The organism is Fontibacter flavus (genome assembly GCF_042432905.1).
Taxonomy (GTDB): domain Bacteria; phylum Bacteroidota; class Bacteroidia; order Cytophagales; family Cyclobacteriaceae; genus Fontibacter; species Fontibacter flavus.
In genome coordinates, this window is record NZ_JBHLWI010000004.1 from 89424 (window position 1) to 111633 (window position 22210).

Below are 22210 nucleotides of genomic sequence, written 5' to 3' on the forward strand. Positions count from 1 at the left end.
ATGGATTTGAATTATGGGTAAGAAAACTGTTTCATTGGTGCTTTCCAGTGGTGGCGCTAGAGGGATGGCGCATATTGGAGCTATTGAGGTATTGGAAGAGTCTGGATATGAAGTCGTCTCAATAGCTGGCTGTTCTGCTGGGGCTCTGATCGGCGGGATATATGCCACCGGTCAATTACCGAAATTCAAGGACTGGATTTGTAATCTGGATAGGATTGATGTTTTTTCACTGATGGATTTTACCTTCTCCAGTAAGGGCTTTATCAAAGGGGAAAAGGTTTTTGGGGAATTGAAAAAATTGATAGCTGATTGTCAGATTGAAGAACTGAATATTCCTTTTAGATGTACAGCAGTAGAGATCCCTGCCGGAAAAGAAAAAATCTTCAAATCCGGAAGTCTTTACGAGGCGATTAGGGCTTCATCTTCCATTCCATCTGTTATGACGCCAGCTAAAATCGGTAAACATGAATATATTGACGGCGGTATTCTGAACCCTATACCTTTTAACTTGATTAAGGAACAATACAAGGGAGATTTGTTGGTAGCCATTGACCTAAATGGTCCAAAAGAAGAATTGGTGAAGGTAGACAAAAAAGAAAAGATGGACTCAAATCTTAAACTCCCCTCATGGATGAAGGATTATCAAAAGAAATTCGCCAACTATTTTTATTCTGAAGAGAAATCTGAAAAAGCCAAAGGGATGAGTTCTGTCGAATTGCTTAACTTTTCTTTCGACCTGCTGCAGGATAAATTGTCGGACTTGGTGATAGAAAAGCACCCGGTGGATATCATCGTGGAAATTTCCAGGGAACAGGCAGGGACCTTGGAGTTCCATAGGGCGGAAGAACTGATTCAGGTTGGCAGAATGAAAATGGAAGAAGCCATTAAAAAATTCGAAAGTGGAAGTTAAGGAACTTAATGCTTTACTGGGTAACATTGATATCTACCTGTTGGACCAGATCCTCAAAGGCCGATTCAAAAAGGATATGAAAATCCTGGATGCAGGATGTGGAGAGGGGAGAAATTGTATTTATTTCCTGAATCAAGGCTATCAGATTTTTGGAGCAGATGCAAATCCAATTGCCATTCAGATGGCAAGGGTCTATGCACAGACCATTCAGAAAGATTTTGATATTTATAGATTTCAAAAGGCAAATGTAGAAGATATGCCTTTCCATAATGGTGCATTCGATGCCATTTTGAGTTCCGCGGTTCTTCATTTTGCCATAAGCGAAAATCATTTCTTTCAATTGATGGATGAAATGATGCGGGTGCTGAAGCCTGGGGGTGTGTTTTTCTTGAGGATGTGTACAGATGCAGGTAATATTTTGTCAAATTCTCCAAATTTAGGGGAGGGCGTATACCTGTTGCCTGATGGTTCTGAACGTTTTGTCATGACCGAAAAACTTGAAGAGCAAATGGTAAATCGATACCAATTGGAATACCTTGAGCCCGCTAAAAGTGTTTTGGTGCATGGTCAGCGGAGTATGGGGGTGTTTGTTTTGAGGAAAAAGGAAGTGTAGGGGATTTTGCTTGTTGTCGAGTTGTCGGGTTATAATGGTTGTTTAAGGCCTAGATGGAATAATTGATTTTGACAAAATCAAAAACCTTAATGAATTCCTTATTTGCCTCAACTTCTTAATGTTTTCCGAAATCTTCCTTCCGAAATTCGAAATTACTTTTGCCTTTTACTTTGGATCTTTTTCTTTACTTACCATCTCCGTCATAATCTTAGCAGAAAGCAGGCAGAGGGGGATTCCTCCTCCTGGATGTACACTGCCCCCACAGAAATACAGGTTTTTGATATTGGAAGAATAGTTGGCGTGTCTTAAAAATGCCGCATACATATTATTGGAGCTATTACCGTACAATGCGCCATTGGCACTGGAAGTCCTGGATTCAATTGTTCTCGGTTCAAGGATATCCTCGACTTCTATCAAAGGTTCAATGTCGGTATTCAGTGTTCGGTTGATTTTGGCAATGATATTTTTTCTAGCCTCATTGATCATGCTGTCCCAGTTCTGACCTTGGTTATTGGGGACATTGATCATGGTAAACCAGTTCATGCAGCCTTCTGGCGCATCATCTGGTTTGTATACCGATGTGATATTGATATAGACCGTTGGGTCTTCGTAAATGCGTTTTTTGTGGAAAATATGGTCAAACTCCGCTTTGTAGTCCTCAGAAAAAAGAATGTTATGCAGATCCAGTTCAGGGAAGACTTTTTTGATGCCCCAATAAAATATCAATGCGGAACTTGATTTGGGTTGGTTGAGCAAAAGTTTGGGCTGTTTTTCTTCTTTGAGGATGGTTTTGTAAGCATTGACCATGTCCATGTTGTTGACCACGATATCAGTCAGATGATCCTGTCCTTTTACTTTGACACCAATGGCTTTTTGATTGGCTACAATTATTTCTTCAACCTTGGAGTTGAATTTAAATATGACGCCCAGTTCTAAGGCAAGTTTATATAGGCTCAAAGTAATGTCATGCATTCCTTTTTTAGGAAAGAAAGCGCCAATATTGAATTCCAAGTGTGGGATAATATTCAGCGTGGCAGGGGTTTCATAGGGATTGGAGCCATTATAGGTGGCATAGCGGTTGAACAACTGTACCATTTTAGCCTGTTTGAACTGTCTAGCATTGGCTTTGTACATGGTGCTGAAGATGCCAAGCTTTCCTAGTTTCAAGTAGGATTTTAAAGCGTCCTTGTTGGTCCAGGTCTTCAGTTGATGTAGAGAACGGTGCATAAACAGTGGTGCCAGGCTTTCATAAATAAAGGCAGATCTTTTCAATGATTTCCTGACATGGTCTGCTGGTTCGCCTAGCTTGGTTTCCACCTCATCTGCAAAGCGGTTGATATCAGCATAAGCTTTGACCTGAGCTCCGTCTTCCCAGAAATAATGGCAGGCCACTGGTAATTTGATGTAATCGAAATGCTCCTTTGGGTCTTTTCCGGCCAATTGAAAAAGTTCTTCTACCTGTTCCGGTAAAGTAAACAGGGAAGGTCCCGCATCAAAGCGGTAACCTTTGATTTCAATTTCAGAGAGCTTGCCTCCCGGGAAAGCATTGGCTTCGAATACATTGACTTGGTAACCTTTGATGGCTAGACGAATGGATGCTGCTAGGCCTGCGATTCCCGCACCGATGACAATTGCTGATTTGGACATAAGGTAGAAACTCAATTTGTCAAATCTGGTTTAGAAAAACGGGAAAATCAAATTTTATGATGCCCCTAATGAAAGGGGATCTCACTTGATTCTAAAGAAATATTTTATCGAAAAAGAAGATGGATTAAGGGTTGATTTTGTCAATAAAGTAAGGGTGATATCTTAATAAGTGCTAGAAGTCAGGATATTATACTTAAAAAAAGTTATTTTTTTGAAAAAATTTTGAATTCAAATAGTCTAATTGAATAAAGGTAAAATCAAATTATTAGGAAGAAAACCAGTTATTAGGCTAATTCTATTTTTTTAAGTGTAAACAATTGATTTTTAGATTATTCAATTCAGATGTGATAAAGTGTATTTTATATACAAAAAATAACTTTTGGTTATATATTTAGCAAACTAAGATCCATTTGGAAACCATTAAACATTTAAACATGAGAGCACTTTCATTACGCCAATCCCTGACAGGAGTTTGGGGATTGGTTATTTTATTGTTTGCGTTCAGCTGTTCGCAGGTTGAGGATTTGAATCCCCAACTGGATGCAAAAGAAGAATTGGCACAAGGTCCTGGAACCAAAATAAATTTTCAGGGCCCATTGGTGGAGCCGGTCAACTGGGCTCTTAGAGTAGGGGGTAACGGTAATAATGGAGGGAATGTAGATTGTGATGATCTGGATGAAACTTATGCCGAGAGTTCCGGTAGAAATAATTACAATGATGGGGCTTTTGATGAGAAATGGCCGGAAGGTCTGGAGGTAGAGGTTGTTGATGGAACATATGTGACTTGGTCCTATACAGCGCCAAAAGGCTATTGTTTGGAGCGTATGGCAGTGATAGTAAAAGGAGGATCAGCCGCAAACGTATATGAATACAAATCTGGAATTAAAAATGATGATGGACTCGCCGCTCCTGTGAATGCCAGTGGTAAACCTGCTGGTTTAAGTAATTTGACTTTTTGTTTTACCTTGACCGAAGCTCCTGAACCGCCTGTTTCAGATGGTGATCAGAAAGAGTGCTTTGAGGAGGGCATTGTTTTGAGGGCTTCTGCCAAAGTAAGTGGAGAAGGCGTAACTGTAGTGTGGTACGATGCTGCTAGCGGTGGCAATGTAGTTGATGACCCAATTTTGGATGAAGTAGGTGAAGTGACCTACTGGGCAGAAGCCGTAAAGTTTGAAGGCTGTGTCAGTGCAGAGCGAACAGCTGTGAAATTGGTTTTAGAAGATTGTGATGAGGAATATTTCTGTGAAGGTTCCCAGACTGCTTATGGAGGCAGTACAGAGGGTGATGGCTCGGCTTGGTGGTTCTATTTTGATACTACAAAAGACGCGGAACAGCCGATCTATGCAGGTCAGAAACTGACCAATGGAAAAGTCACTTATGATGCTGATAAAGATGAAATCAGCATTGATCTGGGAGATTGGGAATTACAGGAAAGTGATGAAGCAGTAAAAGTTCTGGCGTATAATGAATTGCCTACTGCCAGGCCGGCAAATGGTGGTGGACCTAACAGTCCAAGAATTTATGCGGGAAGAGAATTGCTTGTTAAGGGCAATGGATCCAGGTTTTATGTTATCCACTTGGATGTGGTATGCAATCAGTAATATAGGATTAGGCTATAAGTCTAAGGCTGTCAGCAGAAGCTGGCAGCCTTTTTTATTGACTTGAAAAGTCAAGCTTGTCTTTCACAGGTAAGGTTGAAGATATTAAACTCTCATTTTTGAATCTGGAAGTTTGAAAATCATTAATTTGTAAAACACAAAAAGGCATAAAATGAGTAAAAAAACGCAGTTTATTTACAAAATAGGAGAAAAAAGATAAAATTTTTTTATTGATTAAAAAAGGCCTAAATGGATTAAAATAAGGGGTTTTTGATAAAATTAGTAAATTTATAAATACAAAAAAAAGAATTTGAAATTTTTTTCAATTTTTTTTTTCAATCTCAAAATGGGCCTTTTTGGGCTGTTTGAGGCGGTTTTTGGTAAAATCAATATTTTTTCAAAATACAAAAAAATGTTTTTTATATACATATATTTGCATTTAAATAAAATTTGATGTAGTTTAGCATCATCAAATAAAATAACCGACGATATGAAAAACTTAATGACAAACTTCAAAATGGCCTTGGTGCTTACTTTTGGCGCCGCTACTTTATTTTCCTGTAACCACATTGAACCTTTTGATCCAAGTCCTTATGGAATGGAAGCGGAAGCTGTGGCCAAGAATGGTTTTAACCTTGCCGCTATAGGAACAGGATTGGATAATGCCAGAACCTACACCGAGAATGCCTGGGATATTTCCTGTATTACCGAAGATGCAGAAACTTGGTTTGTGGCTTCCTTTACCGAAAGTTATGGTCCAACCCAAGGAGATGTAACAGTGGAGGTTTACAATACCCCAACCCAAATGGTATACGCTATCAGCAGTACTACAGACATCAAAGTGGTTAATTTTAAAGGTGTTGAAAAATATAAAAGCAATACGCCAGCTGCCCAACCATTTATAATCACTGAGGAACTTGGTGCTTTTGAAACTGATTGGAATGCAGGTGATGAGCTTTTTGCAGATCTGGTAGTAAGAAGAAACAACTCCAATGGTGGCGGTTCAGGACAGCAAGTATTGATCAATACCAGCTATAAACTGGTAGGTGTTTGTGAAGCACCTGAAGTGACTTGTGACAATTCCCTAAGCTATGTAGATCATGGAGACGGTACTTATACTTTTACCTTTGTACCAAAACAAGATATGAATGATGCCAATTTGGTTTTCACTTTTGCCCAAGGTGTGACCATCGGTGGATTGGATAACTGGGAAGCTAAAGGAGTGACCATGCAAAAAAAGATGAATATGATAGCTTTTTCAACGTATACCTGGACAGTGGAATTGGATACAAACTGTAGAGGTGTTGGCCAGCCAAATGCCAACCTTTGGACAGACTTTACTGTCAATGGTGATTCCAAGAAATGTGACCTTAAGAATATTGTCAAATCATGCTAATCCATGATAAGCCCTAGTGACAATATCATAAGCCCTGGAGTAATCCGGGGCTTTTTGTTTTAGCTGATCCAAGTAAAGAAACTTAGGTTAGCAGGATGTTAGGTGTTCTGATGTCAATAAGGCCTTGCTTTTCATTCCCCATAAATCCATCCTTTAACTAGGTTCCTTGGTATCCATCAAAGATCGGTCTTTCAGACCTCTTGGTACGCAATTGTTATTTCAACCCGGGATGATATCCTAGGCTAATACGGAACGGCCTTTCAGGCCTCTGAAAACCCAATTGCTTATCACCTCAGACTTTCTCCCGTACTAAAACAGCTCAGCCTTTCAGGCTTAAACCATAAAAAAGGAGGACTCTAAAATCAAGAGTCCTCCTTTATTTTATTGAGTGAAATTCTTCTATCTCAATGTGTTCAAATGGCTGGAGATCAAATCTTCTCAAAAATCCTTCTAAAGCTACAAGCTTCAGTCAATCTGCTGTGAAGTTCTGAAATGGCTACCCTTTCCTGTTCGGTGGTATCCCTGTGACGGATAGTCACTGTATTGTCTTCCAAAGTCTGATGATCCACAGCGATACAGAATGGTGTTCCGATCAGGTCCTGACGGGTATATCTTTTTCCAATGGAAGCAGCCTCTTCATAGATGATGTTGAAATCATATTTGAGGTTTTCTACGATTTCCTGAGCTTTTTCAGGTAGGCCATCTTTTTTGGTCAATGGCAAAATGGCTGCTTTGACTGGGGCAATGGCGGGGTGGAACTTCAGGTAAGTTCTTTGCTTGCCTTCCACCTCTTCGTCTACAAAAGCATTGCACAGGGTCATCAGGAACAGTCGGTCTGCCCCAATGGAAGTTTCAATCACAAAAGGAATATAGTTCTGATTGATTTCCGGGTCGAAGTATTGCTGTTTCTTTTTGGAATACTCCTGATGGCTCTTCAGGTCAAAGTCTGTTCTGGAGTGGATACCTTCCACTTCTTTGAAACCAAAAGGGAATTCAAATTCGATATCCATCGCGGCATTGGCATAATGCGCCAATTTCTCATGGTCATGTCTTCTGAGTTTTTGTTCTGGAATTCCCAGAGCCTTATGCCATCTCATACGGGTTTCCGCCCACTGCTTGTACCAATCCAATTCAGAGCCAGGTCTTACAAAGAACTGCATTTCCATCTGCTCGAATTCCCTCATTCTGAAGATAAACTGACGGGCAACAATTTCATTCCTGAAGGCCTTACCGATTTGGGCAATTCCAAATGGTACTTTCATCCTGGCGGTTTTCTGTACATTGAGGAAGTTGACGAAAATACCTTGGGCGGTCTCTGGTCTCAGATAAATGGTAGAAGCATCTTCTGCTACAGAACCTACTTGGGTAGAGAACATCAGGTTGAACTGACGTACTTCTGTCCAGTTGGAAGTGCCACTGATCGGGCAAGTAATGCCTTCATTGATGATGAGTTCTCGCACAGCGGCAAGGTCTTCTGCTTCCAAAAGTCTTGCCATGGCGTTCAATAGGTTCTGTGCCCTTTCTTTATCTCCTTCTTTCTCATATTGGGCAGCTTTCTCCTCGATCAGCACATCCGCACGGTAACGTTTTTTACTGTCCTTGTTGTCGATCATTGGGTCATTGAAACTGTCCACGTGACCTGAAGCTTTCCAGGTGGTCGGATGCATAAAAATCGCCGCATCGATCCCCACTATGTTGTCATTGAGACGGGTCATGGTTTCCCACCAAAGACGTTTCAGGTTGTTTTTCAGTTCTACCCCATAAGCACCGTAATCATAGACAGCCTGCAGACCGTCATAGATTTCTGATGAAGGGTACACAAAGCCGTATTCCTTGGCGTGTGCGATTATATCTTTCAATTGCGTGTTTTCCGCAGTTTGTTCATTTTTTGCCATAGCCCGCAAAATTAATTAAAATGCCTGAATAGCATAGGTTCTGAAAAAAAAAACAAAATTTCAAGCTCCAAATATCAAGCCCCAAGTCCCAAACTATTAAGGTAAAATTAGAATTTTAAATTATTAACGTTTTCAAATATAAATTTTTAGCGATTAAGAAAAACATGAAAGCCAATAAGGCCAATAAAAACCTTAATTACAATTACCTTGATTATCAAACTTGCTTTTTGCTTTTTGGATCTTGAGTTTTAAAATTTGGAATTTTGTTTTTTTATTCCAACTGCCTTCTGTACATCTGAATGGTGTTTTCCAATCCATAATATAAGGCGTCACAGATCAGTGCATGACCGATGGAAACTTCATCGAGGAAAGGGATGCTATCCTTCAGGAATTTGAGGTTGTGCAGATCCAAATCATGTCCTGCATTCAGACCCAATCCAAGATCCCTAGCGATATGGGCCACTTCCACATAAGGTTTTACCGCCTTAACTCTGTCTATATGGTAGTGGGATGCATAAGGTTCTGTATAGAGTTCTACCCTGTCTGTTCCAGTGCTTTTGGCAGGTTCAAAATATTTAGCTTCAGGATTGATAAATATAGATACCCTCGTTCCGCTTTCTTTGAGCTCGGCGACAATATCCTTAAGCATCTCCTGATGGGTGATGGTATCCCATCCGTTGTTGGAAGTCAGGACATGGGGAGGGTCAGGGACCAGGGTCGCCTGCGCTGGTTTGACCATCCGGATGATCTCCATAAAGCGCTTGTCCGGGTAACCCTCGATATTGAATTCAGTCGTCACTGCTTGGGACAAATCCAGGACATCCTGGTATCTGATATGTCTTTCGTCCGGTCTTGGATGTACGGTAATGCCTTCTGCACCAAATCGTTCACAGTCCAGCGCAACTTTTACCACGTCCGGATTATTTCCGCCACGGGCATTGCGGAGCGTGGCGATTTTGTTAATATTTACACTGAGTTTGGTCATTTTCCTGAAATTAAACGGTAATTTTGTACAAATTTACACCTATAATACAAACAACAAGGAAATGAGTTTAAAGGCAAGTGTAGAAAGTGAAATTAAAAAAGCCATGTTGGCCAAAGACAAAGATAGATTGAGAGCTTTGAGAGCGATCAAATCTTTGATTTTGTTAGAAGAAACCAAAGGAGGGGCTAACGGTGAAATTTCTGAAGAGGATGAATTAAAACTGTTGACCAAGGCGGCCAAGCAGCGGAAAGATTCAGCTGATATCTACCAACAACAAAACCGTGAGGATCTTTATGCCGTGGAGATGGCTGAACTGGAGATCATCAATGAATTTCTCCCCAAGCAATTGACGGAAGAAGAGCTTGAAGCAGCTTTGAAGCAAATCATTGCCGAAGTAGGGGCAGAGGGTCCTAAAGACATGGGTAAGGTGATGGGGGCTGCTACCAAATCTTTGGCCGGCAAAGCCGATGGAAAATTGATTTCACAAAAAGTTAAAGCCCTGTTGGGATAAAAGTTTGTCAGCACTGGATCTGGTCATAGCGGTGTTTTTGATACTGGGAGCCTACAGTGGCTACCGTGAGGGATTATTTATCAGTATAATCTCTACGGTAGCCTTTGTAGTTGCCCTGATCATGGCTTTTCATCTCATGGACTGGGGTGCTGAAATACTGGCTAAAAACGTGACAGAGCTGACCTTTGCGCTTCCGTTTGTGGCATTTATCCTCATTTTTATGGGGGTCATCCTGATCATTAGGGGGCTGGCATTTTTAGTAAAAAAGACACTTGATTTCACCATCTTAGGGTCTATGGACAGTCTAGCTGGAGGGCTTTTGGGTGTCCTGAAAGCAGCATTTGTGATCAGTTTTTTTATTTGGGTAGCTGCTTCTTTTGAGTTTCACCTTAACGAAGACTGGTTGGCAGATTCCAAAACCTACAGTTTTATTCAGCCTATTGCCCCAGTAGTGATCAAAGGATTGGATAATTATTTACCGATTTTCAGTGAGGTGATCAGCACCATTCAACAAATGGTCAAAACGTCCACGGATGGTTTTATTGATTGATAATTTTGATTCTTTTTCCCATATCCTGGCAGATTACCTGATGCAATTGGGTTTGGAACTGCATATCGTCAGGAATGATGTGTCGCCAGAAAGCTTACTGGGACAGAAATGGGAAGCAGTGATTTTGTCTCCAGGACCCGAGTCGCCCCGTAAAGCAGGCAACCTCATGAAGATCCTCGGTCAATTTGTGGAAAAAAGCACACCAATTCTCGGCATCTGTCTCGGGCATCAGGCAATAGGAGAGCACTTTGGAGCCAAATTGGTGAAAGGAGAACATCCTGTTCATGGTAAAGTACATCGTGTTTTCCGTCAATGTCAGCAAAGATTACTGGCAAACCTACCGGAATCCTTCGAGGTAACCCGATACCACTCCTTGATCATTCAAGATGAACCTGAGGAATTTGAGGTCTTACTCCGGACTGGAGATGGCGTCAATATGGCCATGGCGCATAGATTCCGCCCTATTTTTGGTATACAATATCATCCCGAAGCATATTTGACCCAGTATGGGAAAGAAATTTTGGGGAATTGGTTGAGGATCATCAAGACGCAAAAAACTCTTGGTATATCCGCTAATATCCCCCATGGCTGAAAATAGCCTTGTTTTTCAAAGGGATGATATTTTTCGGCATTGAATTATTATTCAGGTATTTTGATCCAATCCTTCAGGTGAGGTAATTTAGCTTACAGAGCTTCCTTATTTAAATTAACTTCCAACAACTCTCCCCTCACTTATTTTTATGACTAAAATCCGGTCCTTTTAACTGTATTTAATCTCAGGTAATGCACCGAAAAGGGTATTCCTGAAATATACGCTCGTTTCAGTTATGGTTTTCAATCCTTTTAGGATCTATCCTTTTTTTCAAAAAATCAATTTCTCTCCAACAAAAAAGCCCCTACTTTGCAGCAGGGGCCCAAATTATTTTTGGTGTATTTTTAAACGTAATTGTTCAACATCACCGGCATTACCAGCATCAGGATATCTTCATTTTCAGAAGTATCTGAAGGCACGATAAGACCTGCTCTGTTTGGTGCAGAGAACTGTAAGGTTACCTGCTTAGAGTCAAGGTTATTCAGCATTTCGACCAGGAACTTAGCATTGAAGCCAATTTCGATGTCCTCGCCATCATGCTCGCAGGAAAGTCTTTCGTTGGCTTCGTTGGAAAAGTCAAGGTCTTCGGCGGATATCTGCAGTTCGCTTCCGGTCAACTTCAACCTTACCTGATGGGTGGTTTTGTTGGCATAAATCGCAATCCTTCTCAAGGAACCCAAGAATTCCAATCTATCGATGGTCATGTGGTTAGGGTTGTCCACAGGAATTACATTTTCATAATCCGGGAATCGCTCATCGATCAATCTACAGATCATTTTGATGCTGTTAAATTTAAAGTAAGCATTGGAGTTGTTGAACTCTACGGATACCGGAACATTTTCAGAAGGAAGTGTAGATTTCAATAGGTTCAGGGCTTTTCTTGGGATGATCAAGCTCGCTGCATCTGCAGAAGCGACGTCAACTCTTCTATATCTTACAAGCCTATGTCCATCAGTAGCGACGAAAGTCGCATTGGTGCTGCTCAGATTAATGTAGACGCCGGTCATGGCTGGTCTCAGCTCATCATTGCTTGTTGCAAAGATGGTATTGCTGATGGCGCTGCTCAATACTTCAGTGGACATATCCACAGCTGTAGCGTTGGTTACAGTTGGGATCTTAGGGAAGTCAGTAGCATTTTCGCCTGCCAATTTATAGCGGCCGTTGTCTGAACTGATCTCCACACTGTAGGTGTCATGGTCAATACTGAAAGTTACCGGTTGCTCAGGTAGGTTTTTCAGCGTCTCAATAAGGATCTTTGCCGGCACGGCAATGTTTCCGTCTTCTTTCGCTTCCACCTCGATTTCAGTCATCATGGAAGTTTGCAGATCAGAAGCGGTAATGGTCAATTTTCCTTCTTTGATTTCAAAAAGAAAGTTTTCCAAAATCGGCACTACAGGGTTTGTGGTCACCACGCCGTTGATCGTTGAAAGTTGCTTTAGTAGAGCAGAAGAAGAAACAATAAATTTCATATAGAAAGGGCTTATGTTTTAGCTATTTTTTGAACAGGGTAAATTTATAAATAAAATCATTAAAGCAGCCTTTTGACTGCAAAAATCCTTGAAATATTGAAAAACTGTTGTCATGGAAAGTGCCTTTTCATCAATTTTTCAATTACTGTGCATACTGTTTCTTTTTCCATGTCACCCATACCAAGCCCAACAGAATAAAGAACAACACAGGTCCGAGAACATTGATGGCCTGCCATTTGGTCTTTTCTTCCCTTACTTTCATTTTGTTCAAGGGTCTGATTTGAAGTGTTTTGGTCCTTGTGGACATGATGCCGTCTGGGTCCAACAGGTAATTGACCGCATTTTGAAGTAATTGGCGGTTGGCATACTGGGTATTGTTAAAAGGATCCTCGCCTATTGGCAACGGATTGCCATCAGCAAAGCTTTTTTGGCTTTTGAATAGCAGGCCTGAGCCGGCCACCAGTATCCGGCCATCATTGGAATGGTCCAGGAAGCTGTCTTTGTTGATCCCTGTAGGAAGGAACCTGTTTTTGAAAAATGAGGTGAAATTTCCTTCCAATAAGTAAAGCAGGGGTAAGTTTTTGCTTCCAAAATCATTCAAATCAGGTTCATTGGCCATGTCTTCAAATGCAAGTCTGACCGGAGCAGCAAGTTTTCTGCTGAATTCCGAACCAAAGATCAGGGGAATTTTGGTCACGCCATCGGCTTTGACAGTATCCAATGAACTGCTAAAACGGAACATGACCTGATCCAAGCCTTTGGTGATGGGGTGCTTTGCCATCCTACCTGCGGCGATGTAAAATGGCCAAGGAAGAGGGATGATTTGTTCTGAATCCCCAAAATTTCCGGCCATCACCGGATGGTAACCGAAGTTCAAATCCTGAATCAGGTCTTTATTGACCCTAATGCCATACCTGAAGAGCAGCTGATCCAATCCATGTTCCAAAGGCAGCGCGAATGTCCCATCGCCTCCTGCATCTTTGAGGTCATAGTCCATGGCGTCGACCAGGAAAATCAGGTTGCCACCTTTCATCAGGTATTGATCAAGAAAATAGATTTCCTTTTCCGAATAACTTTCTTTGGGCCCAGCGATGATCAGAATATCGAAAGGATCCAAATCTTCTGTTTTGTTGGCCTGTTCAAGCGGCACTTTGAAGACTTCATATTGGTCTACCAGTGCTTCAACGATTCCAAAACCATCATCCTCTGCCATTTCTCCATTGCTCATGGTCATGCCGATAGAGAACTCTTGGTTGCTGCTGATTTTCTTGATGGCCTGAATCAATTCGAATTCCAGGTTTTCAATGGAATGGTTCAGTTTTTCATCTGAAGTCATTCCTTTTTCCCCTTTTAAAAGCAGCGTCCCGGTTTCGTATTCTTCATTTCTGACCACTACTCCCGGAAAAATCAGTTTACTTTGCTGACCTCCATCTTCAGAAATAAAAAGATTGGTAGGGTTGATGCCATAGCTGGCCAAGTCCACAATATAATCCTCCCTCACATCAGCAGGGAGAGATAAAGGATCTTCATAATAGAAGGTGATTTTTTCACTGCTGTAAGCGTTGAAGGTCCGGATTGTTTCTTCAATAGCGCGCTGCAGGCGGCGCATGCCTCCAGGGAGTTTGCCTGTCAGCAGAATCTCCACTTCGATTGGCTCTTCCAATGATTCCAATACCCCAATACTTGCAGGATGAAGGCTGTATCTTTTTTCGGCCGTCAGGTCCAGACGGAAAGGGAAAAGGCGTACCAAAAGTCCAAGAAGTAGTATGATGGCGATTACGCCTGTCAGGATTTTCACTGTTTGCGGAAAAGGACTTTTTTTCATCTTTTTCTGATTAAAATTCCTGCTAAACCCAACATCAGGACAATGATGCTCAGGAAATAAGCCAGATTAATACCGTCAATCACTCCCCTGGCCATACTTTGGTAATGGTAGCTGAGACTCAATTCTTCCAGAAATAGGGCGAAGGGGCTCATTACATTCAACTGTACCAAAGCCGTTAATCCAAAATATAGTAAAAATGAAATAAATACTCCCGAGATGAAAGCCACCATTTGATGGGAAGTAAGGGAGGATGCAAATATTCCTATGGCTGCAAAAACCGCACTGATCATGATCAGGCCGATCCAAGAACCGAAGAAACCGGCATGGTCAATATTGCCTACAGGGTCTCCTAATTCAACTATACTAAAATAATAGATCAAAGTCGGAATAATGGCGATGATGATCAAGGTGAGGGCAGCAAAGTACTTGGCCAAAATAATCTTGTTGATGCTCAGAGGGGAGGTCATCAACAATTCCCAAGTTCCGGATTTCTTTTCCTCGGCGATCATTTTCATGGTGATGGCAGGGATAAGGAAAACAAGCACAAATGGTGTATAGATAAAGAGCGCTTCCAAATCCGCAAAACCATATTCCAGGACTGAAGTGTCCGGGAATACCCAGATGATGAGACCCAGAGACACCAGAAAGACGGAAAGTATCAAGTAACCACTGAGGTTGCTCAGAAAACCATTGATTTCTTTCCAATACAATGCCGACATATTATTTCTTTTGGGTGATTTGGTGAAATATGCTTTCCAGGTTGTGTTCTTGTTGCTGAATGCTGATCAATGTGAGGTTTTTGTCCTGTATGATCTGCAGGGCCTGTTTTCTAGCAGAACTGCTGTCATTGACCGTGATGGCGATGCCAAACTCTTTTCCTTCCATCCAGGTTGTTTCTCCCAGTGCTTCAAACCATTCCAGGCTGGGTTTTTCTTCCAATTCAATCAAAATTGTAGAAGTCCGGCTTTCTGCTTTGAGGTTTTTCAGCAGGTCAGCGGCGACGATTTGACCTTGGTTGATGATGACCACTTTATCACATATGGCTTCTACTTCCTGCATGATATGTGTACTGAGGATCAGGGTTTTGTTTTGGCTGATGTCTTTGATCAGTTTTCTGATTTCTACCAATTGGTTTGGATCCAAGCCTGTAGTGGGTTCATCAAGTATGATCACCTCAGGGTCATGGATGAGTGCTTTTGCCAGGCCGACTCGCTGACGGTAACCTTTGGAAAGTTGGCTGATTTTTTTGTGGGCCTCCCTTTCCAATCCGCATAAGGGGATGAGTTCTTCAATCCTGTTTTTGAGTAGGTCACCCCTCATCCCGTAAATTCCACCGACAAAGTTTAAAAATTCCCTAACATACATGTCCAGGTATAGAGGATTGTGTTCCGGTAAATACCCTACCAGTTTACTTACCCCTTTTGGTTTATCCAGTACAGAAATACCATTGATGCGAACATCTCCATCATTGGGCATGAGGAAGCCGGTAGCAATTTTCATGGTTGTGGATTTCCCTGCGCCATTTGGACCCAAAAAACCCAACACCTGTCCTTTTTCAGCGGTAAAGGATACCCTGTCCAATGCTTTTTGTTTGCCGTAAATTTTGGTCAGATCGATTACTTCTAAGGACATGTAGCTTCAATTAGGCAGCTAAAATAGGGAGAATTATGAAAGTCTAAAAACCAAAAAAGGCTTCAAAGAAGCCCCGTGAAAGATAAAACAGCCATTGACTGCTAAATCTTTATTGATATTAAACCTTACATGTGCTAAGATAGAACAGGATTTTTGAATTTGCAAATTGGGTTTATTGCTTAAATGCCACTAAGGCTCAAAGGCACAAATTTTTAATCAATCGTCAATACTGATATTGATAAAACTGGCGATTCCGAATCTCACACCTCCTCTTTGGTATTTGTTGTTTTCAAATCCTGCTCCCATTTCAAGTCTGAATATCCTGAAAAGATTGTCCAGGGAATATCCAAGCTCCCAATAATGAGGGGAGTTCTGGGTTTTGAGATAATTGAAGAAAATGTTTTCTCTCACGCCTGAAAAACGGAGCATCGGCAGTTGGGTCAGCAGGAATTTTCGGAATTGGTAATGCACAATTGCACTGACATATTCCGTTTGGCTGCTGTATTGGTAATAATCCAGGAAGCGGTAATTGGAGGCCACTCCCATATTGGCAAAAATGGTTCTGTTTCCACCAAAATGCTTGAAGTCCATGAAATATACCCGGTCATTATTCAGGAAAGTACCAGCCTTCACATTAAAATCCAGTTTGCCACTGACTCCAAAATTGAAGAAATGCTCGATGCCTGCTTCTACCCAGTCAAACTTGGCCGCAAAAGGGTCATTGGTCAATCCAGGCAAGGCTTTGGTATAGTACAGATTGATTAGTGGTGCAGATTCGTAAATGGGGCGCTTTATGCCGTTTCGGATAGTATACTTCAAACCGGGTCTCCACTCCAGGGAATTTTGCCAAATCACTGCCTTGTGATTTTGAAAGTTCACAGGAGTTGCCTCGAGACTTTCCGGTTCATTGGAACTGTAGACACGTTCAGGTTTGCGGTACCAGCTAAAATTTGAAGTATTTTCCAATGAGCTTCTTTCTGCATAGGTAATGCTACTTCTATAGGTGATGCCATCATTGATACGGTGGTAGAAATAGGCTTTGATGAAATCCTGTTCGTACAGTTTCATATAGTTTTGTCTTAGGAACAAGGAATAGAAAGCATTTACCTGTTCGGAAATCGGGTTTTCTGCATTAAACTGGTAAATGAATCTGCCGCCGCTGATCCCAAAGGTTATTCCTTCTCTGCCTTTGGTGATAGATCTGCGTATATCCAAGGTGCCATAGGGCTGTTGGCTGGAGAATCCATACCTGAATTCCGGTCTGAAATTCCAGGAGCGCACATGGTTGGTTACCGAATCGGTCATTTTTTGACTTTTTTCAATTCTATAATAACCGGCGAGTCCAAATTTGAAGCCCTCTACAGTGTTGAAAGAAAACTTATTGATATTGGTATTGAATCCAGCTGATTTTCCTTTTCCGAAATTATACCTCCCACCGGTCAGGATCTCCATAGGTTGGAATTTCCTTTTTGATTTTTTAGCGATGGAATCCACTTCAGAATTTTTCGCTGCTTCAATCACCGCCAAACTATCATCTCTTTGGTAACCTTTGATTTCAGCCTCTGTTAGCTTGATCGGTCTGATGCTGTCCCAATAGGCTAAGCCTCTTTTGGTCGCCAATGAATCTATGGAATATTTTCTTACTGATATGATTTCAGCTTCTTCCCGTTCTTTTATCGCTTCTTTCTCATACTCATTGATGATTTTCCTGAAGTCCTTTCGCGTCATTTTATCTGCTTGGGCCATTTGCTCCAAGGTGGATAAGTTTTTATCAATCTTACTGATGTCTTGTGGGATTTCATCCACTTTCTCATCGATGATTCTGGTTTCTAGAATAAGGTCTGGATTGAGTGTGATGTTGTAATCCCGTGTCGAGGCCAGGTATTTGAATTCCCCGGCAAAGCCGAAAAACTTTCCGCCAAAGGTATAGGTATGGGTAGATGGCATCCATACATTTTCTTTCACAGGTTGGTATAATTGCTTGACCCCGATTTGAAATCCCAAGAGGGAAGTTTGGAGGTCAAGGCTATGGATTGCCCAAAGATTTTCTATTATATATATGTGTCCTTCAAAGACCCGTTCTCCTCTGGATTTAGGGGTGACTTTGATCCGGTTGATCATGACGCCATTTTCCACAAATGAACCTTCATATTTAAACCGGTAATAGGCAAAGGCTGAAGGTGAAAGCGGGGAGACGGCCTCATTGATTTTGGGATTATAAAAACTGGTGGCAATATAAGGGGCAGGAGAGGTTTGGTTATTGTCGCCACTGGTCCGGATGCTGATGACCTTTTCTTCTACCTCATTGGGCTGCCGGAAAGTGATTTGGGAAACGGACTCAGTAGTATAAGCTTCATTAAGTTTGAGCCCTTCTTTTTCCAGTTCTTTTTTCATGAAAAAGGGCGCATTGGTCAATTGGCCCGTTCCTTTTAGATAGACCATCATGCTGTATTCGGACACTTGTAATCGGTGGAATTTGGCTTTGGAAATAGCTTTTCTCATGATGGTGAGTGCCGGGTCTTCCTGTCCTGTTTTTACGGTAACTTCCTGTAAAGTATAGACCTGTTCTTTCATCATGAAATCAAGGTTTACCCAATTGTCTTCTACCTGCACGGTTTTCAGTATGCTTTCGTATCCAAGATACTGGGCCACCACATCATAGAATCCCGGCCTGAGTTTGAATTCATATTCACCCATTTGATTGGTCGGGACGCCATCTCCAATATTCCTAACGTAAATGGAGGCAAAAGGAAGTGCGTCACCTTTCTCAGTGGAAACCTTACCCCTGATACCTTGGGCGGTTACAGATTCAAAAGTCATTGTCATGAATCCTAAAAAAAGCATGAAAAGGCATTTATTGGGATTTAGATCCATCACTTATTTGAATTAAAAATGTGGAATGCATTTCGCTAAATTATTGATTTGTTCACCAGCAAAGGTATCAACGTTAAAAATATAATTGTTGATGATGGGAACAATAAAATTACCATCGATGGAAATGAAGTAAAAGTTTTGAGAATCAAAATATGGCAAAGAAAGGCTGTTTCAAAATCTGGACAATCTTTTTTTATATCCTTTAGGTTGGAATTGATTGGTAAAGCGGAATAATTCAGTCGTCAATTCCATTGGTATATAGCTTTAATTTTCTCAGAATATTACTAGCAATTTATAGTATCTATGATGTGGTATTATTGGTAGCGATGCATCAGAAACTCTACCATAATTCTGTTGGGAATTGGGTATAAAGAATATTTTTTTTGAAAATATTCGATTTTGGGCAGTATAGAGGCTTTTTCGGAAACCGAGTTTGGGTGTGGTTTTCGGTTTCTTGATTTTCACTTTTTTAATAAAACTGAAAAATTTTAACTATTCGAAAAGTTCAAACGTTTTCGGTTAAAAATTCATTAATATATCAGGGTAATTTTTAATGATTAACGAAAAATACCTTTATTCTGTTAACTGCTATAAGCCCAAATCTGGCCTTTGGCATTTGTTAAATTTTGCAAAATAAAATTTAAACATTCAACTTAGAATAGAAATTAACTATTCAAACCATTTCGTTTTTTTCAAAACAACAAACCCTATGAGAAATTATTTACAAAAATTGAAAGCATTGTCGCTGATAACACTGCTGATGGTATTCAGTGTAGCGGCGGCATTTGCACAAGGCAGGGAGGTAACAGGAACTGTCCTGGATGCCACCTTGAAAGATCCCCTTCCGGGAGTAACTGTCCTAGTGAAGGGTACCACAAGAGGTACCACTACAGACTTGGACGGTAAGTTTTCTATCATGGTTCAGCCAGGTGACCAAGCATTGGTTTTTTCATTTGTTGGCTTTACTGCACAGGAAGTAGCACTAGGCAATCAAAGTGTTTTTAACATTGAATTGGAAGAGGATATTCAGAGTCTGCAAGAAGCAGTAGTAATCGGCTATGGTACGCAGGATAAAAAAGAAATTACTTCTGCGGTTTCTTCTGTAGGTTCAGAGCAGTTCAACAGGGGTAACTTCCCTAATCCGAGCCAGTTGCTTCAAGGTAAGGTTGCAGGTCTTTCTGTAACAAGACCAGGTGGTAATCCTAACCAAGCCACAACTATCCGTTTGAGAGGTATTTCTTCTTTCGGTGCTTCCCAGTCTCCATTGATCGTTTTGGATGGTGTGATCGGTGCTTCTTTGGATGCTGTTGATCCTAACGATATTGAATCTTTTGATGTATTGAAAGATGCTTCTGCAGCCGCTATCTACGGTACCAGAGGTGCTGCGGGTGTTATCTTGATCACCACTAAAAAAGGATCTACCAAGAAAGGGGTTTCCACAGTGACCATTAATAGTTTTGGTTCAGCTGAAACGGCCACCAATCTTATTCCGGTTCTTTCTGCGGAAGAGTTTGTTGCAAGAGGAGGAACCAATTATGGTTCTAACACCAATTGGAGAGATGAAGTTTTAAGAACTGCCTATAATGGAACTGTTAATGCTTCTATTGCAGGTGGATTTGAAAATACCTCCTATTTGGCTTCTGTCAACTATCGTAACAATGACGGTATTGTGAAAGGGACAAGCAGAGAGCAGCTGAATACCCGTTTTAACTTGTCTCATGGTGCTTTGAATAACAGGTTGAGATTCAATTTGAATCTATCCTATACCAATGCTGATGAGAACAACGTCAATGCAGAGGCAGTAAGATATGCCACTATCTATAACCCGACTGCGCCGATAAGAGAAAACACTGAAGGTGCAATCAGGAACTTTGGGGGTTATTTCCAAAGACCATTGTTTGACTTCTACAATCCGGTAGCTCTGATCAATCAGCAAAGATTTACAAACGAAAAAAGAGCGGCACTATACTCTTTCAGAGCTGAATATGATTTATCAGATAAATTCACCGTATCTACCCAGTTTTCTCAGGATAGATTCACTGACCTGTCTACCCAGTTTTATTCCAGACAGGATTTCCAGACAGGATTTGGTAGAATTGGTCAGGCCGGACAAAATATGTTTGACAGGACAAATACCATTTGGAACGGAACCATCAGATTTGAAGATGAAATTGCAGACCAGTTAAATTTAACTTTCTTGTTGGGTGGAGAAACCCAGATTTTTGAAGAAAGAGGCATGAATGCTTCTTCTACAAGATTCCTTTTTGACCAAGGGCCAAACAACTTAGGTGCTGGTGGCTTAAGATTGGGTCCCGGAACAGGAATGGGTTCATTTGCAACCAGAGCGGTATTAAACTCAGTATTTGGCAGAGCTAACTTCAATTATGCCAATACTTATTTCTTGTCGGCATCCTTGAGGGCAGAAACCTATTCAGGTTTTGGTTCTGAGAACCAGACCGGTCTATTCCCTGCGGTAAGTGCGGGTGCTGATTTTACCCAGATTTTCGACATGGGTGTTTTCAGCCAATTCAAGCCAAGAGCTTCCTTTGGGGTAGTAGGTCAGTTGCCTCCATCTCCAACTTTGGCTTTGGGTATTTATGGTAATGGTAACAGAATTCCATTGGATCCTACTGATCCTAACTCAGTATTTGTTGGTATTAACCAGTTATCCAATCCAAACCCTCAGTTGAAATGGGAGACTACCCGTGAATTCACTTTTGGTGTTGACTTTGGTCTTTGGAACGGAAAAGTGACCGGTCAGATGGATTACTATCAGAGAACCATCTCTGATCTGATTTTCAATACCACTGTTCCTGTCGGTTCTCCTAACGAATTTCTTCCTGGCAACTTCTATACAGTTGGCAATATCTGGGCTAATATCGGTGACCTGACTTCTGCAGGTTTCGAATTTTTGGCCAGTGTCAACAACATTGATCTGGGAAATGGAATCAAATGGACGCCTACAGCAAACTTTACGATATACAGAAGGACCAGAATTGAGAATATCGGTGTTGGTTCAATCCAATTGCCAGAAATCAGACAGGGTATACCTGGTTCCCCTGGACAAAACAACAACCCTATTGTCTGGAACAGAGAGGGTGAAAGAATCGGTGATTTCTATGGACCAAGATTATTGGGATTAACTGATGGTGGTGAATACATCCTTTCCGGTGAAACACCTGCTGAGTTTGAAAGATTGGGTAATGCGTTGCCAACCGGTGATTTTGGTTTCTCAAACAGTTTCTCCTACAAAAACTGGGATTTGAATTTCTTGTTGAGAGGTAGCTGGGGACACATGATCTACAACTCCTTCAGAGGTTTCTATGAAAATGCTGATGGAGCTTCCAATACCTGGAATTCTGTAATTACCAAAAACACTCCTACCAACCCATTGGTTACTTCTACACCTACCTTCTCTGATTTGTATCTTGAGAAAGGTGATTTCGTGAGACTTGACAACCTTCAACTGGGTTATACAGTACCAACCAGATCTAATATGATCAACGGTTTCAGAATCTATGGTGGTGTTCAAAATCTATTCACCATAACTCAATTCTCTGGAGTTGACCCTGAAGTAAGATGGACAGACAATGAGAATCCTTTAGAGCCAAACCCGCTGGCTCCAGGTATTGAGAGAAGAAATACATACTTCTTACCAAGAGTATGGACAGCAGGTATCACATTAACCTTTAAATAACATAAACTTTACTATA

At 41.2% G+C, this 22210-nt stretch carries 16 protein-coding genes; 8 read left to right on the forward strand and 8 right to left on the reverse strand.

The window, feature by feature from the left end; genetic code table 11:
- Positions 1 to 13: 13 nt before the first annotated feature.
- Both ACFFIP_RS02195 and ACFFIP_RS02200 read left to right on the forward strand, forming a co-directional pair.
- On the forward strand, positions 14 to 910 hold the full coding sequence (locus ACFFIP_RS02195; RefSeq protein WP_382385923.1) for a patatin-like phospholipase family protein: 897 nt from the start codon (positions 14 to 16) through the stop codon (positions 908 to 910).
- Entirely contained in the window at positions 900 to 1523 is a 624-nt protein-coding gene (locus ACFFIP_RS02200; protein ID WP_382385924.1) for a class I SAM-dependent methyltransferase, read from the forward strand. The genes ACFFIP_RS02195 and ACFFIP_RS02200 overlap by 11 nt, the downstream gene beginning before the upstream one ends.
- A gap of 165 nt (positions 1524 to 1688) precedes the next feature.
- Here ACFFIP_RS02200 and crtD read toward each other — a convergent pair whose 3' ends face one another.
- Positions 1689 to 3170 (reverse strand): 1-hydroxycarotenoid 3,4-desaturase CrtD, encoded by a 1482-nt coding sequence (crtD, locus tag ACFFIP_RS02205; RefSeq protein WP_382385925.1) that lies wholly within the window; start codon positions 3168 to 3170, stop codon positions 1689 to 1691.
- A gap of 434 nt (positions 3171 to 3604) precedes the next feature.
- Between crtD and ACFFIP_RS02210 the strand changes: the two genes are divergently transcribed.
- Together ACFFIP_RS02210 and ACFFIP_RS02215 are read left to right on the forward strand one after the other, a co-directional pair.
- The gene (locus tag ACFFIP_RS02210) at positions 3605 to 4771 is read left to right on the forward strand and encodes an immunoglobulin domain-containing protein (RefSeq protein ID WP_382385926.1); all 1167 of its coding nucleotides are present in this window, start codon (positions 3605 to 3607) and stop codon (positions 4769 to 4771) included.
- A gap of 487 nt (positions 4772 to 5258) precedes the next feature.
- Positions 5259 to 6164: a hypothetical protein gene (locus ACFFIP_RS02215; protein WP_382385927.1), complete on the forward strand. Its 906-nt coding sequence runs from the start codon at positions 5259 to 5261 to the stop codon at positions 6162 to 6164.
- A 428-nt stretch (positions 6165 to 6592) separates the two neighbouring features.
- On the opposite strand, the gene ACFFIP_RS02220 is transcribed toward ACFFIP_RS02215, so the two are convergent.
- Both ACFFIP_RS02220 and ACFFIP_RS02225 read right to left on the reverse strand, forming a co-directional pair.
- The gene (locus ACFFIP_RS02220) at positions 6593 to 8059 is read right to left on the reverse strand and encodes a glycine--tRNA ligase (RefSeq protein WP_382385928.1); all 1467 of its coding nucleotides are present in this window, start codon (positions 8057 to 8059) and stop codon (positions 6593 to 6595) included.
- 271 nt (positions 8060 to 8330) lie between these two features.
- On the reverse strand, positions 8331 to 9044 hold the full coding sequence (locus tag ACFFIP_RS02225) for a pyridoxine 5'-phosphate synthase (RefSeq protein WP_382385929.1): 714 nt from the start codon (positions 9042 to 9044) through the stop codon (positions 8331 to 8333).
- Between the two features lie 61 nt (positions 9045 to 9105).
- Between ACFFIP_RS02225 and ACFFIP_RS02230 the strand changes: the two genes are divergently transcribed.
- Genes ACFFIP_RS02230 through ACFFIP_RS02240 form a run of 3 tightly spaced genes read left to right on the forward strand, consistent with a single transcriptional unit; the run spans position 9106 to position 10697 of the window.
- Entirely contained in the window at positions 9106 to 9555 is a 450-nt protein-coding gene (locus tag ACFFIP_RS02230; protein WP_382385930.1) for a GatB/YqeY domain-containing protein, read from the forward strand.
- A 4-nt stretch (positions 9556 to 9559) separates the two neighbouring features.
- Positions 9560 to 10105 (forward strand): CvpA family protein, encoded by a 546-nt coding sequence (locus ACFFIP_RS02235; protein WP_382385931.1) that lies wholly within the window; start codon positions 9560 to 9562, stop codon positions 10103 to 10105.
- Positions 10089 to 10697 (forward strand): anthranilate synthase component II, encoded by a 609-nt coding sequence (locus tag ACFFIP_RS02240; protein WP_382385932.1) that lies wholly within the window; start codon positions 10089 to 10091, stop codon positions 10695 to 10697. Before ACFFIP_RS02235 ends, ACFFIP_RS02240 begins: the two co-directional genes overlap by 17 nt.
- A 344-nt stretch (positions 10698 to 11041) precedes the next feature.
- Here ACFFIP_RS02240 and dnaN read toward each other — a convergent pair whose 3' ends face one another.
- The 5 genes from dnaN to ACFFIP_RS02265 all read right to left on the reverse strand — a co-directional run bounded on the left by dnaN (position 11042) and on the right by ACFFIP_RS02265 (position 18467).
- Complete coding sequence (gene dnaN, locus ACFFIP_RS02245) at positions 11042 to 12166, reverse strand: DNA polymerase III subunit beta (protein WP_382385933.1); 1125 nt, start codon at positions 12164 to 12166, stop codon at positions 11042 to 11044.
- 142 nt (positions 12167 to 12308) lie between these two features.
- Positions 12309 to 13991, reverse strand: coding sequence for a gliding motility-associated ABC transporter substrate-binding protein GldG (gene gldG, locus ACFFIP_RS02250; RefSeq protein WP_382385934.1), 1683 nt, complete (start codon positions 13989 to 13991; stop codon positions 12309 to 12311).
- Positions 13988 to 14710: a gliding motility-associated ABC transporter permease subunit GldF gene (gene gldF, locus ACFFIP_RS02255; RefSeq protein ID WP_382385935.1), complete on the reverse strand. Its 723-nt coding sequence runs from the start codon at positions 14708 to 14710 to the stop codon at positions 13988 to 13990. Before gldF ends, gldG begins: the two co-directional genes overlap by 4 nt.
- Position 14711: 1 nt before the next feature.
- The gene (gene gldA, locus ACFFIP_RS02260) at positions 14712 to 15623 is read right to left on the reverse strand and encodes a gliding motility-associated ABC transporter ATP-binding subunit GldA (RefSeq protein WP_382385936.1); all 912 of its coding nucleotides are present in this window, start codon (positions 15621 to 15623) and stop codon (positions 14712 to 14714) included.
- 216 nt (positions 15624 to 15839) lie between these two features.
- Entirely contained in the window at positions 15840 to 18467 is a 2628-nt protein-coding gene (locus ACFFIP_RS02265; RefSeq protein WP_382385937.1) for a DUF5686 and carboxypeptidase regulatory-like domain-containing protein, read from the reverse strand.
- Between the two features lie 739 nt (positions 18468 to 19206).
- On the opposite strand from ACFFIP_RS02265, the gene ACFFIP_RS02270 reads away from it, so the two are divergent.
- Positions 19207 to 22194 (forward strand): SusC/RagA family TonB-linked outer membrane protein, encoded by a 2988-nt coding sequence (locus ACFFIP_RS02270; RefSeq protein WP_382385938.1) that lies wholly within the window; start codon positions 19207 to 19209, stop codon positions 22192 to 22194.
- Positions 22195 to 22210 lie beyond the last annotated feature (16 nt).